General features: G+C 67.6%; 19 protein-coding genes and 1 tRNA gene. 9 read left to right on the plus strand and 11 right to left on the minus strand.

What is annotated here, in order from left to right:
- The first annotated feature begins 46 nt into the window (after positions 1 to 46).
- Positions 47 to 640: a septal ring lytic transglycosylase RlpA family protein gene (locus SPDO_RS06700; RefSeq protein WP_088366693.1), complete on the plus strand. Its 594-nt coding sequence runs from the start codon at positions 47 to 49 to the stop codon at positions 638 to 640.
- A gap of 100 nt (positions 641 to 740) precedes the next feature.
- Here SPDO_RS06700 and SPDO_RS06705 read toward each other — a convergent pair.
- Together SPDO_RS06705 and cpdR are read right to left on the minus strand one after the other, a co-directional pair.
- Positions 741 to 815, minus strand: a tRNA-Val gene (locus tag SPDO_RS06705).
- A 47-nt stretch (positions 816 to 862) separates the two neighbouring features.
- Positions 863 to 1,240, minus strand: coding sequence for a cell cycle two-component system response regulator CpdR (gene cpdR, locus SPDO_RS06710; RefSeq protein WP_088366694.1), 378 nt, complete (start codon positions 1,238 to 1,240; stop codon positions 863 to 865).
- Positions 1,241 to 1,360: 120 nt separating this feature from the next.
- On the opposite strand from cpdR, the gene SPDO_RS06715 reads away from it, so the two are divergent.
- Positions 1,361 to 2,194 (plus strand): N-formylglutamate amidohydrolase, encoded by an 834-nt coding sequence (locus SPDO_RS06715; RefSeq protein ID WP_088366695.1) that lies wholly within the window; start codon positions 1,361 to 1,363, stop codon positions 2,192 to 2,194.
- Between the two features lie 293 nt (positions 2,195 to 2,487).
- Here the strand turns inward: SPDO_RS06715 and SPDO_RS06720 are convergent, their stop codons facing one another.
- Positions 2,488 to 3,261 (minus strand): SapC family protein, encoded by a 774-nt coding sequence (locus SPDO_RS06720; protein ID WP_088366696.1) that lies wholly within the window; start codon positions 3,259 to 3,261, stop codon positions 2,488 to 2,490.
- A 55-nt stretch (positions 3,262 to 3,316) separates the two neighbouring features.
- Positions 3,317 to 4,765 (minus strand): FAD-binding oxidoreductase, encoded by a 1,449-nt coding sequence (locus SPDO_RS06725; protein WP_088366697.1) that lies wholly within the window; start codon positions 4,763 to 4,765, stop codon positions 3,317 to 3,319.
- Between the two features lie 66 nt (positions 4,766 to 4,831).
- On the opposite strand from SPDO_RS06725, the gene SPDO_RS06730 reads away from it, so the two are divergent.
- The 3 genes from SPDO_RS06730 (at position 4,832) to SPDO_RS06740 (ending at position 7,281) form a co-directional block, all read left to right on the plus strand.
- Entirely contained in the window at positions 4,832 to 5,275 is a 444-nt protein-coding gene (locus tag SPDO_RS06730; RefSeq protein ID WP_088366698.1) for a hypothetical protein, read from the plus strand.
- 108 nt (positions 5,276 to 5,383) lie between these two features.
- Entirely contained in the window at positions 5,384 to 6,808 is a 1,425-nt protein-coding gene (locus SPDO_RS06735; protein ID WP_088366699.1) for a DEAD/DEAH box helicase, read from the plus strand.
- Between the two features lie 2 nt (positions 6,809 to 6,810).
- On the plus strand, positions 6,811 to 7,281 hold the full coding sequence (locus tag SPDO_RS06740; RefSeq protein WP_245829261.1) for an NUDIX domain-containing protein: 471 nt from the start codon (positions 6,811 to 6,813) through the stop codon (positions 7,279 to 7,281).
- 9 nt (positions 7,282 to 7,290) lie between these two features.
- Here the strand turns inward: SPDO_RS06740 and SPDO_RS06745 are convergent, their stop codons facing one another.
- The 3 genes from SPDO_RS06745 to SPDO_RS06755 are packed head-to-tail and all read right to left on the minus strand — an operon-like array spanning position 7,291 to position 9,674.
- The gene (locus SPDO_RS06745; protein WP_088366700.1) at positions 7,291 to 8,100 is read right to left on the minus strand and encodes an energy transducer TonB; all 810 of its coding nucleotides are present in this window, start codon (positions 8,098 to 8,100) and stop codon (positions 7,291 to 7,293) included.
- Positions 8,101 to 8,157: 57 nt separating this feature from the next.
- Positions 8,158 to 8,772 carry a glutathione S-transferase family protein gene (locus SPDO_RS06750; protein ID WP_088366701.1) on the minus strand — a complete coding sequence of 205 codons (615 nt, stop codon included), beginning with the start codon at positions 8,770 to 8,772 and terminating at the stop codon, positions 8,158 to 8,160.
- Between the two features lie 26 nt (positions 8,773 to 8,798).
- The gene (locus SPDO_RS06755; RefSeq protein ID WP_169716239.1) at positions 8,799 to 9,674 is read right to left on the minus strand and encodes a dienelactone hydrolase family protein; all 876 of its coding nucleotides are present in this window, start codon (positions 9,672 to 9,674) and stop codon (positions 8,799 to 8,801) included.
- Between the two features lie 148 nt (positions 9,675 to 9,822).
- Between SPDO_RS06755 and SPDO_RS06760 the strand changes: the two genes are divergently transcribed.
- Positions 9,823 to 10,581 (plus strand): hypothetical protein, encoded by a 759-nt coding sequence (locus SPDO_RS06760; RefSeq protein WP_088366703.1) that lies wholly within the window; start codon positions 9,823 to 9,825, stop codon positions 10,579 to 10,581.
- A gap of 25 nt (positions 10,582 to 10,606) precedes the next feature.
- Here SPDO_RS06760 and SPDO_RS06765 read toward each other — a convergent pair whose 3' ends face one another.
- From SPDO_RS06765 to SPDO_RS06775, 3 genes are read right to left on the minus strand one after another with little or no spacing between them, the layout of a single operon-like run.
- A complete protein-coding gene (locus SPDO_RS06765) occupies positions 10,607 to 11,065 on the minus strand; it encodes a GNAT family N-acetyltransferase (protein WP_088366704.1) in 459 nt (152 codons plus the stop codon).
- Positions 11,065 to 12,189, minus strand: coding sequence for a M14 family metallopeptidase (locus tag SPDO_RS06770; protein WP_088366705.1), 1,125 nt, complete (start codon positions 12,187 to 12,189; stop codon positions 11,065 to 11,067). The genes SPDO_RS06765 and SPDO_RS06770 overlap by 1 nt, the downstream gene beginning before the upstream one ends.
- A complete protein-coding gene (locus SPDO_RS06775; protein WP_088366706.1) occupies positions 12,186 to 12,785 on the minus strand; it encodes a DUF4136 domain-containing protein in 600 nt (199 codons plus the stop codon). The genes SPDO_RS06770 and SPDO_RS06775 overlap by 4 nt, the downstream gene beginning before the upstream one ends.
- 133 nt (positions 12,786 to 12,918) lie before the next feature.
- On the opposite strand from SPDO_RS06775, the gene ykgO reads away from it, so the two are divergent.
- Both ykgO and SPDO_RS06785 read left to right on the plus strand, forming a co-directional pair.
- Positions 12,919 to 13,044: a type B 50S ribosomal protein L36 gene (ykgO, locus tag SPDO_RS06780; protein ID WP_003046794.1), complete on the plus strand. Its 126-nt coding sequence runs from the start codon at positions 12,919 to 12,921 to the stop codon at positions 13,042 to 13,044.
- Between the two features lie 5 nt (positions 13,045 to 13,049).
- Complete coding sequence (locus SPDO_RS06785) at positions 13,050 to 13,661, plus strand: HAD family hydrolase (protein WP_088367022.1); 612 nt, start codon at positions 13,050 to 13,052, stop codon at positions 13,659 to 13,661.
- A gap of 23 nt (positions 13,662 to 13,684) precedes the next feature.
- Here the strand turns inward: SPDO_RS06785 and pyk are convergent, their stop codons facing one another.
- Positions 13,685 to 15,139, minus strand: a complete 1,455-nt coding sequence (pyk, locus tag SPDO_RS06790) for a pyruvate kinase (RefSeq protein ID WP_088366707.1) — start codon at positions 15,137 to 15,139, stop codon at positions 13,685 to 13,687.
- A 71-nt stretch (positions 15,140 to 15,210) separates the two neighbouring features.
- Between pyk and SPDO_RS06795 the strand changes: the two genes are divergently transcribed.
- Positions 15,211 to 15,504: a DUF1244 domain-containing protein gene (locus SPDO_RS06795; RefSeq protein WP_088367023.1), complete on the plus strand. Its 294-nt coding sequence runs from the start codon at positions 15,211 to 15,213 to the stop codon at positions 15,502 to 15,504.
- The last annotated feature ends 128 nt before the right edge of the window (positions 15,505 to 15,632 follow it).

The following is a 15,632-nucleotide window of genomic DNA, read 5'->3' on the forward strand; positions in this document are numbered from 1 at the left end:
GGCTCCCCGGTTCCGTCCGCCTAGCTGCGGCGCTAGACTTGGCGCCATGAACATCGAAGGCAGGACATATCGGCGCGCGGCGCTTGCGGCCGGGGTCGCGCTTGCGCTCGCCGGTTGTGGCACCACGCGCTACCGCCCGGTCAGCGACACGCCGGTGGTGATCGGCAAGCCCTATCGCGTGCGCGGCACCACGTATCGGCCGGCGGCCGACCCGAGCTTCGACGTGCTGGGCTATGCGAGCTGGTATGGCGCGGAGAGCGGCAATCAGGTGGCGCTGGGCGAACGCTTTCGTCCGAAATGGATCACCGGTGCGCACACGACGTTGCCGCTGCCGACCTATGTCGAAGTGACGGCGCTGGAGACGGGGCGGACGATCCTGGTCCGAATCAACGATCGAGGGCCGTTTGCGCGGGGGCGGATCGTGGACCTGTCACGCGGGGCGGCGGAGCAGCTGGGCATTCGGCACACCGGCGTCGCCGCGGTACGCGTGCGGCGCGTCGATCCACCGGAGAAGGAGCGGGCACGGCTGCGCAAGGGCAAGCAGGTGGCGGCGCGGCCGCGGGTCAGTGATGCGACGCTTGCCGTTCTGCGCGCGCAGCTTGCCGACGGCGTGCGTCGGGGCGTGGTTCAGGCGCCCTGAGGCGCGGCCGGGAATTGTCGCGTTATGTGGTCTGGCGGCGCAAGGGTTGAGGCCAGAAACGGAAAAACCCCGGCGGTCCGAAGACCGCCGGGGTTTTTCGTGGTGGGCGTGGCAAGGATTGAACTTGCGACCCCTGCGATGTCAACACAGTGCTCTACCACTGAGCTACACGCCCTCCGGGAGGGGCGCCATTAGCCGGGCCTGCCGACCCGCGCAAGCCCTTTAACGCAATTCCTCGAATTCCCCGATCTCGAACATGCGATCGACCTCCATCACCAGGTCGCGCAGGTGGAAGGGTTTGGAGAGGACGCGCGCCTGCGGCATCGCCTTGCCCGCCTTCAGCGTGACGGCGGCGAAGCCGGTGATGAACATGACGCGCAATTTGGGGCGCAATTCGCCGGCGCGCTGCGCAAGCTCGATGCCATCCATTTCCGGCATCACGATGTCGGTCAGCAGGAGATCGAATTCCTCCTGTTCGATCAGGGGCAATGCGGCCGTGCCGCGATCAACGGCGGTTACCGCATAGCCGGACTTCTCCAGCGCGCGCGCGAGATATTCGCGCATCACCTGGTCGTCTTCTGCCAGCAAGATTCGGATCATTCGTAAGTCCTTGCGTTCAGACGCGACCTTATGCGCAAACCCTTTAACGTTTTCCAGCCGAGCCGGGCGAAAGCGGTATCGGATTGCGGTGGGGGGACTTAGTTCATAGGCTGATCGACCATGGCTTCGTCCTTTGACCTGATCGGCGCGTTGCCTCCCGAAAGCCCGGTGGTGCTGTCGGTGCCGCATGCGGGCCGGGAGTATCCGGCGAGCCTGGCGGAGGCGGCGCGGGTGTCGATGCAGGCGCTGACGGTGCTGGAGGATCGCTATGTCGATCAGGTGCTGCTGGGCGCGCTGCGTAACGAGACGGCGCTGGTGCAGCGCACCGCGCGCGCCTGGATCGACCTCAACCGCGGCGAGCATGATCGTGACCCGCGGCTGGATGATGGCGCGCCGGCGGGGCACCTGAGCGCCAAGGTGCGCAGCGGGCTTGGCCTGGTGCCCCGGCGCACGATCGCATCGGGCGAGCTGTGGCGGCGGCGGCTGCGCGGGGACGAGGTGACGGCGCGGATCGCCGACGCGCACCGGCCATATCATGCGGCGCTGGCAGGCGCGCTGGAGGCGGCGCATGCCCGTTTCGGCGTGGCGATCCTGCTGGATGTACACTCCATGCCGCCGATCGCCGGCAGCCGCACCCGGATTGTCGTGGGCGATCGCTTCGGCCGGTCCGCGGCCGCGCGGTTCGTCGAGCGGGTGACGGGGGCGGTGGCGCGCGCGGGTTATGCGCAGAGCCTGAACGTGCCGTATGCCGGCGGGTATATATTGGAGCGGCACGCGTGCCCGCGGCGACAGGTGCATGGCATCCAGCTCGAACTCGATCGAGCGCTGTATCTCGACGATCGGCTCGATCGCCCCGGCATCGGCTTTGACCGGGTGACGGCGCTCGTGCGGACGATCATCGATGCGCTGGAGGAGGAGGCGCTGGATCAGCCGGCGGCCCTGGCTGCGGAATAGGCGCACAAAAAAACCACCTCGGGCGAGGCCCGAGGTGGCCAAGGTTCAGGGAGGAGACACACCTGGAAGGTGTGCCATACGGTTCCGCGAAAGGGGGGAACACGGAAACCGTACCTGCATAACGTAATGCGGGTGCAAACGGTTTCAAGCCTCTACGGATAAACCGATAAGCCTTTGCGATCGGCTGCGCACCCCGGGCGCAAGGCAGCGCGTGTCACACCGATACTCCGGCCGATCGGGCAAAGAAAAAGGCGCCGTCCCGGCTGGGAGCGGCGCCTTCTCTCATGCGGTGATCAGGCCGGCATGGTGTTGTTCGGCATTTTGCCCAGGCGCACCTGACGCGCGAATACTTCGCGCATCAGCGACAGCGAGAAGAGGTGCGCATAGAGCAGCGGGAGCATGCCGCTTTGCACCATCTTGCGCAGCTGGTCGCCGCGCAGGTTCTGCAGCTTTTCCTCGTTGATCATCTGGAAGCCGCGATAGATGAACGGCTGCTCATAGCCGTCGTGCTGGATCGAGACTTCACCGTCCATCAGCAGCTCGGTTTCGCGCAGCTCGTTCATGAACTGCTGGGTGCGGGCGCCAGCCTGCTCGAACTGCTCGTTGAAGGCGAGAATGTTCTTGGTCACCTCGGACGGCTGGCCGTTTTCGAACAGCGGCTGGCCCTCGTCGAACTGGCCGATCGTGTCCGAGGTCGGGTCGAAGCACAAGGACAGCTCCTCCGCGTCGGGACGCAGACGGGCGAGAAGATACGGATAGCGGCGGATGTACGCCGGCACGTAGAAGGTGTCGTCGACCAGCTTGCCGTCTTCGTCGACGAAGACGTTCACGCCTTCGTTGAGGCCCATCAGCGCGATCGGCACCGAATCGTCGCCGGCGGAAAAGACGATCGGCAGATGCCGCTGCACCAGCGCGAATTCGTCGATGGTGACGGGGATGGCATGCTGCGTCGCGAGGAAGGGCGCGGACTGGGCCGGGCGAATCTTGTAGTCGGCATGCAACTCGCTCGAGAGCGGCTCAAGACCGTTGTAGAAAAGCGGAAGCTGCTGCTGCGGCGCGCTGGCCATCAAATCTCTCCAGATACGGACAAGGAGCGGCGCCCGCCGCCCGGGTTCGGGGGCACTATTCGCCCGCGCCGCCCGGCGCAAGCGCGACAAGCTTTCCGGGATTGAAGATGCCGGCGGGATCGAGCGCGCGTTTGATCGCGCGCAGCGCCGCCATGCGCGGCGGGGGCGAGAGGCGTTCGAGCTCGTGCAGCTTCATCTGGCCGATGCCGTGCTCGGCCGAAATCGAGCCGCCCGCCGCGACGACGAGATCGTCGACGAAACGCGTGACGCCGGGCGCCTCCTCGGCGAGCCACTGCGCGCGATCGGCGCCGGCGGGGGCGCGGACGTGAAAGTGGACGTTGCCGTCGCCGAGATGACCGAAGCCGCTGGCGCGCGTGCCGGGGAAGCGCGCGTCGCAGGCGGCCGCTGCCTCGATCAGAAAGCGCGGCATCGCCTCCACCGGCACCGAAATGTCGTGCTGCGCGGCGGGACCGGTGGCGCGCTCGGCATCCGAGATCGAATCGCGGATGCGCCAGAATGCCTCTGCCTGTGTCTCGCTCGCGGCGATCGTCGCATCGCTGACGATGCCGTCTGCCAGCGCGGTTTCGAGCACGCGCTCGACGAAGGCGGCAGGGGCGGGGGCGGCGGGATCGCTGCTAACCGCCTCGACCAGGACGTGCCACGGATGCTCCCCTGCCAGCGGCGCGCGCGTGTCGGGAATGTGGGTGAGCACCGCCTTGAGCGATTCGTCGGGCAGCAGCTCGAAGCTTTCGACCGCATTGCCGGCAGCCTCGAAGCGGCGGAGCAGGCGCAGCGCGGCGTCGGGCGTGGCGAGGCCGATCCACGCGACGGTGCGCGCGTGAATGGCGGGCGCGAGGCGAAGCGTGGCGGCGGTGACGATGCCGAGCGTCCCCTCCGCGCCGATCAGCAGCTGGTTCAGGTCATAGCCGCGATTGTCCTTTTTCAGCGCGGCGAGCCCTTCGTAGAGGCTGCCGTCCGCCAGCACCGCCTCCACGCCGGCAACGAGGCCGCGCATCGTGCCCCAGCGCAGCACCTGCGTACCGCCGGCGTTGGTGGAGACGAGGCCGCCGATCGTCGCCGATCCGCGGCTGCCCAGGGTGAGCGGAAAGCGGCGGCCGTGATCGGCGGCGGCGGCGTGAAGGTCGGCGAGGATCACGCCGGCCTCGGCGATCGCGAGCCCGGCGTCGGGATCGACCGATCGGATGCGGTTCAGCCGCCGCAGCGACAGGATCACGCCCTCGCCCGACGCGGGCGGGGTCGCGCCGCCGACCATGGAGGTGTTGCCACCCTGCGCGACCAGCGGCACGCACTCGCGCGCCGCCGCCGCGACGATCGCCTGCACCTCCGCGACCGAACCGGGCTCGAGGAGGATCGGCGACACGCCGTGCCAGCGGCCGCGCCAGTCGGTTTCCCACGGCGCGATCAGATCACGATCGGTGACGATCGCGCGGGCGGGAAGAAGGGTGGCGAGTGCGTCGAGCAAGCGGGTCTGCTGCGGGGTCATAGCCCGACAATCGCCGCAATTCATTCGTTGTTCAAACTATTCGCGGCATGTTGTGCCACCATCACGATGCCCATCCGCGCCTTTCCCATCCTGCCGCTGCTGTTGGCCGCGCCGCTGATGATTTCCGCCAGCGAGCCAGCGGTGCGTTTCGCGCAGATGTCGTATCGCGAGCGGATCGTGATCCGTATTCCCCGCCTGCCGTCGCCCCGACTCTCGCGCGCTCAGCCGACGATCGACTGGGAAGAGAAAAAGGCGCCCAAGTGCGTGCCCGCGAACGTGCTCGCCAGTGCGGTTGTTTCGCCGCAGGGTGATGTCGATCTGGTCGCCACCGATGGCCGCCGGTTGCGCGCGAAGCTGGACGACGATTGCCCGTCGCTGAACTTCTATCGTGGATTTTACCTGAAGCGATCAAAGGACGGCATGATCTGCGCCAAGCGGGATGCGCTGCGCACCCGATCGGGCGGTTATTGCAAAATCGCGCGGTTCCGCACGCTGATCGAGAAGAAATAACCGTAAAAAGCGGCGTTCGGCGCCGTTTACCTTGACAATTGCACCGCAATCGCGTCTCGCCGGCCTCGTAAAAGGGCCGCATCGACGCGCCTTCTTTTCAGGATTGCCATGAGCTTCGCCGACCTCGGCCTTTCAGAAGAACTTCTCCGCGCCGTTGGCGACACCGGATATACCGATCCGACACCGATCCAGGCGTCGGCGATCCCCAGCGTGCTGATGATGCGCGACATCATCGGCGTGGCGCAGACGGGAACGGGAAAGACGGCGTCCTTCGTGCTGCCGATGATCGACATCCTGGCGCACGGCCGGGCGCGCGCGCTGATGCCGCGCAGCCTGATCCTGGAGCCGACGCGCGAACTGGCCGCGCAAGTTGCCGAGAATTTCGAGATCTACGGCAAGTATCACAAGCTATCGATGGCGCTGCTGATCGGCGGCGTGCAGATGGGCGATCAGGTGAAGGCGCTGGAAAAGGGCGTCGACGTGCTGATCGCGACGCCGGGCCGCCTGATGGACCTGTTCAGCCGCGGCAAGATCCTGCTCAACGGCTGCAGCATGCTGGTGATCGACGAGGCGGATCGGATGCTCGACATGGGCTTCATCCCCGACATCGAGGAAATCTGCACCAAATTGCCCAAGCAGCGGCAAACCCTGCTGTTTTCCGCGACCATGCCGCCGCCGATCAAGAAGCTGGCGGACAAGTTCCTGAGCAACCCCAAGACGATCGAAGTGGCGCGGCCGGCGACGACCAACGTCAACATCGCGCAATGGGTGGTGCCGGTGAAGGGCTCGGCATTCGAGAAGCGGCGCACGCTGCGGCACCTGCTGCGCGAAGAAGCGGTCAGCACCGCGATCATCTTCTGCAACCGCAAGACCGCGGTGCGCGAGCTGAACAAGAGCCTGAAGAAGCACGGCTTCGCTTCGGGCGAAATCCATGGCGACATGGAGCAGCCGGCACGCATCGCGGAACTCGACCGGTTCAAGAAGGGCGAGATCAACATCCTGGTCGCGTCGGATGTCGCCGCGCGCGGGCTGGACATCAAGGGCGTGAGCCACGTCTTCAACTTCGACGCGCCGTGGCATCCCGACGATTACGTGCACCGGATCGGGCGCACGGGGCGCGGCGGGGCGACGGGCATCGCCTATACGCTGGTGGCACCTGACGACGCCGAGAATATCGAGAATATCGAGAAGCTGACCGGGCAAAAGATCGAGCGGCGTGAAGTCGCGCTGGCGGAAGAGCCCAAGCCCGAGCGCGCGCGTCGCGCGCGTGAAGACGCGGACGAGCCGCGGCGCTCGCGCCATGAGGCGAACGAGCCGCGTCGCGAGGAGCCGGCGCCCGAGCGCGAAATTAGTCGTGACCGCGACCGTGCGGCCGATCGCAGCGCAGGCCGGGATCGCGGACGCGAGCGCAGCCGTGACTCGGGCGACTACCGCCGCCGCCGCGATCCGGTGGATAACGATCGCGACGTCAGCGCGCCGGGCGAATGGAACGGGCCGGTGCCAGCCTTCCTGAGCGTTACGCTAGGCAGCTGACGGTGGTCGCCTGGCGTTATCGGATCGCCGGGCGCGCCATGCGGCTTTATTGGAAAATTGCCAAGCCGCGCACCTTTGGCGTGCGCGCGCTGCTGATCGATCCGGCGGGGCGCGTCGCGCTGGTGCGTCACCATTATGTCGCGGGCTGGTATCTGCCGGGCGGCGGCGTCGACAAAGGTGAAAGCGCCGAAGCGGCGATCCGGCGCGAGTTGCACGAAGAGGTCGGCCTGGCCCAGGTGGCGGTGGAGCGGGTTCAGGGCGTGTTCCACAATCGAGGCGAAGGGAAGGACGATCACGTGATCGTTTTTGCCTGCGCGGTGGAGGACCCGGCGTCGCTCGTGATCGCCGACCCGCGCGAAATCGCCGAGATCAGCTGGTTCGCGGCCGATGCGCTGCCCGACGGCGCGACGCCTGCGACCAGGCGGCGGATCGCGGAGCATCTGGCTGGCGCGCAGGGCTGGGGCGAATGGTAGCCGCACGAGTCACCATAGACGCGTGCGGCGCCGGCGTGTCGTTTCGACCACCTCTTCGCTGTCCGCTTCCACTTCCCAGCTGTGATTCTCGACGATCCAGGATTGTACCGGGCGCCCGCGGCCGTCTAGCGAGGGGCGGAAACGGAAGCGTTCGCGGATCAGGCGGCAGGTGGTGGCGTCGACCGCCGCATTGCCGCTGGAGCGGGTGATCTCGCAGGTCGGCACCCGCCCGTTCACCGCCACCATGTAGCGCACGCCGACGGTACCGCTGAAGCCGGTGGCGAACACCGATTCGGGCAGGTCGCCGGTGGTGAGGCGGCCGCGCAGGAACTCGGGGCCGATTTCGTCGCCATAGCCGCCGCTGCCATCGCCATCACCGCGCCCGCCGCTGCCGAATCCGTCGCCGCTACCGCCAGCGCCCGTACCTGGGCCGCGCACGGGCGCGGAGCCGGAGGTGGGGTCGTTTTCCACAAAGGGTTTCGGCGCGGCGATCACCGGCGGAGGGGGCCGGGGCGTCACCACGATCGGCTCGGGGGCAGCCACCTCGGTCGCGCGGCTGCGGATGTTGCGCGCCGATGCTTCTCCTTCCGCGCGCGTCTTGGCGGCGCGCGGCTCCGGAGTGGTTTTCGGCTTTGGCGGGGGAGGCGGCGGGTCGACCGCAAACAGCTTGAGCGTTTCCTGTACGCTTTGCGGGAAGCGCACGTTGAGTCCGGTGATCAGGGCATAGCCAAGGATCGCCTGCAACAGGACGGCGCCAAGCGCCGACAGCAGGCGCTCGCGGCTCCAACGTGGATCGGCGGTCGCAGCAGCATAGGCCATCGGGGCCTAAACGCATGAGAAGGCTGAACGGCTGCTGGCCGCGTGGCGAGCAGCCTGTCAGCCCGGTGCTTCTGCGATCAGCGCGTCGTCGATTTCGCGGGCGCGGACGGCGGCGGGGCGATCCTTGATGCGGGCGAGATAGTCGTCAAAGGCCGCGCGCTGCGGCAGGGAGCCGAATTGCAGGCCCCAATCGATATGGCTGCCGACATAGACGTCGGCGGCGGTGAAACGATTGCCGGCGATGTAGGTGTTCGCCGCCACGGCGCTTTCCAGCGTCGTGACGACGCGGTCGAGACTGCCATAGCCGACCATGCCCTGTTGCTCGGCGGTCGGGGCAACGCCGAGCGAGCGATCGGTCGTGGCGGCCTCAAGCGGGCCGGCGGCAAAGAACATCCACCGCAGATACGGTGCGCGCTCGGCCTGCGTGGGCGCGAGGCCGGCCTCCGGAAATGCCTCCGCCAGATAGGCGATGATCGCACCGGTTTCGGTCACCACCTGATCGCCGTGGACGATCGTCGGCACCTTGCCCATCGGGTTGGCGGCGAGAAAGTCGTCGGGCTTGGCGGCCCAATCAACGACGCGCGTCTCGTAAGGTGCGGCGACTTCCTCCAGCATCCAGCGGGCGATGCGGCCGCGCGACATGGGATTGGTGTAGAAGATCAGATCGGACATGGCATGCTCCCCGGCGGTGAACGGCTTCAGCCGTGCAGGTTGCGATGAAGAAAGGCGATCGTGCGGCCCCAGGCGAGCTCCGCCGCGGCCTTGTCGTAGCGCGCGGCGGAGGTGTCGTTGTTGAAGGCGTGATCGACGCCCGGATAGGTGAAGGCCTCGACCGGCTTGCCTGCCGCCTTCAGCGCCGCCACCCACGGCGCGCCGGTCTGCGCGACGCGGGTGTCCTTTTCGGCGTAGTGGAGCATCAGCGGGATACGGACCTTGGCGGCCTCCGCCGGCGCGGGGGCGGGGCCGTAATAGGAAACGCCGGCATCGATGCCGCCGGCCACCGCCATCCGGTTCACGAACGCGCCGCCCCAGCAGAAGCCGACCATGCCGACCTTGCCCGTGGTGCGCGGCAGCTTGCGCGCGTCGGCGGCGAAACCGCGCGCCTGGGCGAGCGCGAGATCGTAATCGACGGTGCCGATCAGATCGCGCGCCTTGTCCTCGTCCGCCGGGGTGCCACCCTGGGGGGCGAGCAGATCGGGCGCGACCGCGACGAAGCCGGCGAGCGCAATCCGGCGGGCGACATCCTGGATGTGCGGGGTGAGGCCGCGATTCTCGTGGATGACGAGCACGACGCCGAGCGGGCCGGCGGCCTCTTTGGGCACCACCTGATAGGCACGCGCGGGCTTTCCGGCCTGGGTGCCGGTGCGCATCTCGGCCAGCAGCCGCTTGTCGGCGGGGTCGATGATCGTGGCAGCGGCGGGTGAGGCGGCGATGCCGGCGATCAGCGCCTCGGCGGCGACCGCGGAGCCGGCGAGCGCGGCCATCTGCCGCAGCAGGGTGCGCCGGTCGCGATGCTCGTGGGTGAAGGCGTCGTAGAGCTGAACGGCGCGGTCGCGCAGCGATGGATCGATCACAAGCCTCTCCCGAATCGCCCCTGCCGGGGCCAGGTGCCGAAGGGTAGCTGGCGGCGGCGGAGGAGGCGAGGCGCAGTTTGGCACCATCACCGATGTCGAGGGTGCAACAGGGCGCCACTACGCGCGTTGGGCGGAGATGACGACACGCATGCGTAACGACCAGGGCGGCTCGATCACTGCCGCGATGATCGCGGTGATGGTCGCTGCGGTGCTGCAGATCCTGACCCCGTTGTTGCCGCAGCTCGGCATCGGCGAACCGATCGGCGCGCGATCGGACGCGGTGCGCACGCTGATCACGCCGGCGGGATGGGCCTTTTCGATCTGGGGCGCGCTTTATGCGGGTTCGCTTGCCTTTGCGATCTGGCAGCTATTGCCGGCGCAGCGTGGCAACAGGCTGTTGCAGCGGGTGCGCTGGCCGGCGGCGGGCGCGTTCTTCGGCAATGCGATCTGGGCTGCCCATACGCAGGTCTATGGGCTGAGCGCGATCTCGGTGGCAATCATCGCGTGGACCTTGGTGTGCCTGCTGGTGATCTATCGCGCGGGTTCGGATGTGCGGCTGTCTGCCGGGGAGCGGTGGTTCGTCTATCTGCCGCTGAGCGCGCTGACGGCCTGGCTGACGGTGGCGACCACGGTGAACATCGCCGCATCGCTGCGCTTTCACGGCGTGGAGGGCGGCGCGGCGGCGGCGCTGATCGGTGCGACGATCGTCGTTGTGGCCGGCCTTATCGCGGCTGCGGCGCTGGTGCGCGGGCGTGGCAATCTGCCCTATGCCGCGGTGTTCCTGTGGGCGCTGGCGGCGATCTATGCGGCGGGCGGGCAGGTGGCGGGGCTGATCGCGGCGGCATGTGCGGTGGCGGCGCTGCTGGTCGTGGGCGGCGCCTTTGTTGGAGCACGGCGCGTGCGGTAAGCCGCGCTTGGCGCTGGTGCGGCGATCAGCCGAGCGGCAGCGTCATGAAGCGATTGTGCGGGCTTTCGGGATAGCCGCCAAAGACGGGGCCGTCGACGAAGCCGGCGCGCTCATACAGCTGGTTGGCGGCGGCGAACATCGGCGCGGTGCCGGTTTCCAGGCTCACCCGCTCATAGCCGCGGGTGCGCGCGAGCGCGACAAGGTGCGTCAGGATGGCGCGGCCGACGCCGCGGCGCAGGTGGCCGGGCGCGGCGCGCATCGATTTGATTTCGCCGTGCGTGGGTGAGAGCTGGCGCAGCGCACCGATGCCGAGCAGGTCGTCACCCTCCCACGCGCCCCAGAAGCCGATGTCGGGATGTCGCAGGCCGTCTGCGCCCATCGCATGGGCATTGTCCTGCGGCGTGGTGGCGCGCGCTTCCGCCTGATGGTGCGTGACGAGGGCGATCACTTGTGGATCGTCGAGACCGCCCTCGCGCATCTCCATCAGATGTCCCCAATCATCTCGCTGAGCACTTCGAGGCACGAGACGCCGAGCTTGGCCGACCGCTCGGGCGACCAGGCGAATTGGGGATCGGGATTGGCGTCATGATCCTTGAACGGCATTTCCAGCGTGACGCTGACCGCGCCGAACCGCTCGGCGAGCTGGTTGGTCGACATGGACAGGTTGGCACGGCCGGGCTGTGACTTTTCGTAGCCGAGCGCGGTCTGGAAGTCGGGGGTGTGCGCGGCGAGCCGCTGGCCAAATTCGGTGAACAGCTTGCCGCGCCGCTCGGTCCAGGAAGGCACGCCTTCGAAACCAGCGATGAAATTGGCAGCGATCGCCTCGTCACCGTGGACGTCCATGGCGAAGGCGACGCCGGTTTCGTCCATCGCGTTGCGCACGGCGAGCACTTCGGGGCTGCGCGCGGGCGTGGGCTCATGCCATTCGCGGTTGAGGTTCACGCCGGCAGCATTGGTGCGCAGGTGGCCGCGGCGTGTGCCGTCGGGGTTCATGTTGGGCACGACATGGACCGTGGCGGCCTCAAGGAGCGGGGCGGCGGCCGGGCTGGTCAGCCAGTCGAGCGCACCCTCCATCCACCATTCCGCCATCGATTCGCCGGGGTGCTGGCGCGCGTAGAGCCAGACCGACTTGGGACCGGTGCCGATGTCGAAACAATCGATCGCCTGCCCGTCCAGCGTGGTGCCAAGCTCGCGGTGGGTGACGCCCGGCCGTGCAGCGATTCGCGCGATCAGATCGGCGTGCCGCTCCATCGTATAAGGCGCGAAATAGGCGAACCAGACGACCTGCGCGTCGCCGCCGGCTTCTTCACCCGACCATTCGAATTCCAGCACGCCATCGGCGTAGCGGGTCTCGATCGTCTGCCACGCCTTTCGATCGGTCGAGGCGCGGGTGCGGTAGCCGGGCCAGCCGAACGGATAGGCCGAGCCGCCAGCGTTGAGGATGCGAAAGGTCTTTCGCCCGCCGGCGAGCCCGGCGGCGCGGAAGTAGAACCATTGATAGAAGTCGGACTGGTGATCCTTCACGATCTCCAGATCGACACGGTCGCCCTCGATCGCGACCAGACGGATGTTGCCGCTGTCAAAGGCGGCGTTGATGCTGAGAGTCATGGCACCTCGATAGTGCGGCCGCTTTCGCCGGGGAAGTCGGTGAAGAGCGCACGGGCAAGCCGGGCGGCGACCGCGCCGGCATCGGCATCGGGCGCGGTGACGTCGGTCAGCGACTGCGCCTGGCCTTCCCACACGGCGTCGGCGCCCTGCCGGATGCGCACGGACAATTCGGTGACCACGCCTTCGCCCACGCCCGAGCCGCCGACGGGAAAGTTGACCCCGCCGCCAAGCCCGACGCCGCCGCCGCGCCCGCCGCTGATCCCGCCGCCGCCAAGTCCGATCGACACCGGCGAGCGGCGCGGCGGCAGCGGGCGCGCGGCGCGGCTGAACGAGACGGTGGCGAGAAAATCGGGCGTCGCGCCGGGGGCGGGGATGGTATAGCCGAGGCGTAGCAACTCGGTCTGCACCGCGGCGGCATAGGTCTTATACTCAAGGCTGGCAGTGCCGGTGCCGGTGAGCGGCTCCACGGCGATGGTGCCGCGATCGGTCATGGCGTTGAAATGGAAGCGCGTGGCCTGAACGGGAAAGTGCGACGGCCCGGTGGCGCAGCCGGCGAGCGCCGCCGCCATGCCTGCCACGATCAGAAAACGGCCCATGACTCTTCCTCCAGCCTTTGTTACGGATACTCAACGCCTACCTCTCTTGGCGGCTCCGTCTTGACTTGCAAGAGGGCTGCCACTAGGCGCGCACCCTTTCCGATCACGCATAAAAAGTAGAAGCGAATCCGCCATGAAGATCCGCAATAGCCTGAAGTCGCTCAAGGACCGCCATCGCGACAACCGCGTCATCCGTCGTCGCGGCCGGACCTATGTCATCAACAAGACGAATCGTCGCTTCAAGGCTCGCCAGGGCTGATCTTGATGCGGCCGATTGCCGTTGTCTTCGACATCGGCAACGTCCTGTACGACTGGGACCCCAAGGTCCTCTACCGGCGCCTCATCAGCCATGATGAGGCGCTGGACGTATTCCTGCGCGATGTCTGCTCCAAGGAGTGGCATTTCCAGCATGACGCCGGCCGTCCCTTTGCGGAGACGTCGGCGGAGCTGTCCGCGCGCTTTCCGCAGCATGCGGACCTGATCGCCCAATGGGGCCCGCGGTTCTCGGAACAGATTCCGGGGCCGGTGGTGGGCATGCCCTCGCTGGTCGCCGAGCTGGACGACGCCGGGGTGCCGCTGTTCGCGATCACCAATTTTTCCGACGAGTTCTTTGCGCCCTTCCGGCAGCAGGAAGCGGCGATGTTTGATCGCTTCCGCGACATCGTGGTGTCGGGGGCCGAGCGGCTGGTGAAGCCCGATGCCGCGATCTACGAGCTGGCGCTGGACCGCTTCGGCCTGGCGCCGCACGAGGCGCTGTTCGTCGACGATCGGCACGAAAATGTGGCGGGCGCCGAGGCGGTGGGGATGCACGCGGTGCCCTTCACCGATGCCGCGACGCTGCGCGCCGAGCTGGCGCGGCACGGTTTCCTGAATTGATCAGGTGAGGCGCGGACGACGCCTCAGCCGAACCCCTTCAGCTCGTCGCCCAGGATGCCGACGACGTGCAGCACGTTGGTGGCGCCGGGCGTGCGGAACGGGATGCCCGCGGTGATGATCACGCGGTCGCCCGCCTTCACCATGCCCTGACGCAGCGCGATCCGCTTTGCCTTGGCCACCATCTCTTCGAACGAATCGACGTCGCGGGTGCGCACCGCATGGGTGCCCCAGAGGAGACCGAGCCGGCGGGCGGTTTCCAACTTCGGCGTCAGCACGAGCACCGGCACCGACGGGCGTTCGCGCGCAATCCGGCGCGCGGTGGAACCCGATGTGGTGAAGCAGATGATCGCCTTGGCCGAAACGGTGTTGGCGATGTTCTTCGCCGCCTCGGCCAGCGCGTCGGCGGTGGTCGGGTCGGGGCGGGTGACGGTGAAGCGGATCCGCTCGGCATAGGCCGGATCGCGCTCGACCGATTCGCCGATGGCGTTCATCATCGCGACCGATTCGACCGGCCAGCTGCCCGCCGCGCTTTCCGCCGACAGCATGATCGCGTCCGCGCCGTCGTAGATCGCGGTCGCGACGTCGGACACCTCCGCGCGCGTCGGCGAAGGGGAGCTGATCATCGATTCGAGCATCTGCGTGGCAACCACCACCGGGCGGCCGAGCCGGCGCGAGGTTTCCACGATGCGCTTCTGTAGCGGGGGCACCGTTTCGGGCGGCAGTTCGACGCCAAGGTCGCCGCGTGCGACCATGACGGCGTCGCACATCTCGACGATCTCCTCGAGCCGGTCGATCGCCGCCGGCTTTTCGATCTTGGCGAGCAGCGCGGCCTTGCCGCCGATGAGCTTGCGCGCCTCGGCCAGATCCTCGGGACGCTGCACGAAAGACAAAGCGATCCAGTCCACCCCGGCATCGATGGCGAAGGCGAGGTCGGAGCGATCCTTGTTGGTGAGCGCGGCCATCGGCAGCACCACGTCGGGTACGTTCAACCCCTTATTGTTGCTCAACGGGCCGCCGACCTCGACCAATGTCTCGATCCGATCGGCGTCATGCTCGGTAACGCGCAGCACCAGCTTGCCATCGTCGAGCAGCAACCGCGCGCCGGGCTCGATCGCCTGGAAGATCTCGCGATGCGGCAGCTCGACGCGGGTCTCGTCCCCAGGGGCGGGATCGCGATCGAGCACGAAGCGGGAGCCGCGGGCGAGCTCCACCCGGCCGGCGGCGAACTGGCCGACGCGCAGCTTTGGGCCCTGCAGATCGGCAAGGATGGTAGTGGGGCGACCATGGCTTTTCTCCAGCGCGCGGATCGCCTGAATCACGGCCACCTTTGATGCCTGATCGCCGTGGCTCATGTTGATGCGGAACGCGTCGGCGCCGGCCTCGAACAGCCGGGCGATCATCTCCGGCGCATTGCTGGCCGGGCCCAACGTGGCGAGTACGCGCACCTTGCGGCTGCGGGGGGTGATCGCTCGTGCCATGTAATCGGTTTCCTCGCTTTGCCTGCGCCCGACTAATGCCTATTTGCGCCCGATCAAGTTTGGAGACGATGATGGACCCGATCGACGCGATCGACGACGCAACCGCGGCCAAGGCGTTCCGCCGGCTGGTGCACCATCTGCGCCACCGCACCGACGCGCAGAACGTCGATCTGATGGGATTGGCGGGCTTTTGCCGCAACTGCCTGTCCGACTGGGTGATGGAAGCGGGCGACCTGCCGAAGGAGGAGGCACGCACCGCGATCTATGGCATGCCCTATGCCGAGTGGAAGGCGCAGCATCAGGGTGAGGCGACGCCCGAGCAATTGCGCCGGATGGAGGAAAGCGTCGCCCGGAACGCGCGCTAGGGGCGGCTGGCGGGAGCCACTCGATCGCACTGCTGTGTTGACGATTTCTGGCGATCCCCGCTTGTCCTGCAGGCCGTGCATCTTCTACTCCACCGCCTGACAACAAGAGCGCCGCGTTTCAAGGCGGC

The sequence above is a fragment of the Sphingomonas dokdonensis genome (assembly GCF_002197685.1).
In the GTDB taxonomy this organism is placed as follows: Bacteria; Pseudomonadota; Alphaproteobacteria; order Sphingomonadales; family Sphingomonadaceae; genus Sphingomonas; species Sphingomonas dokdonensis.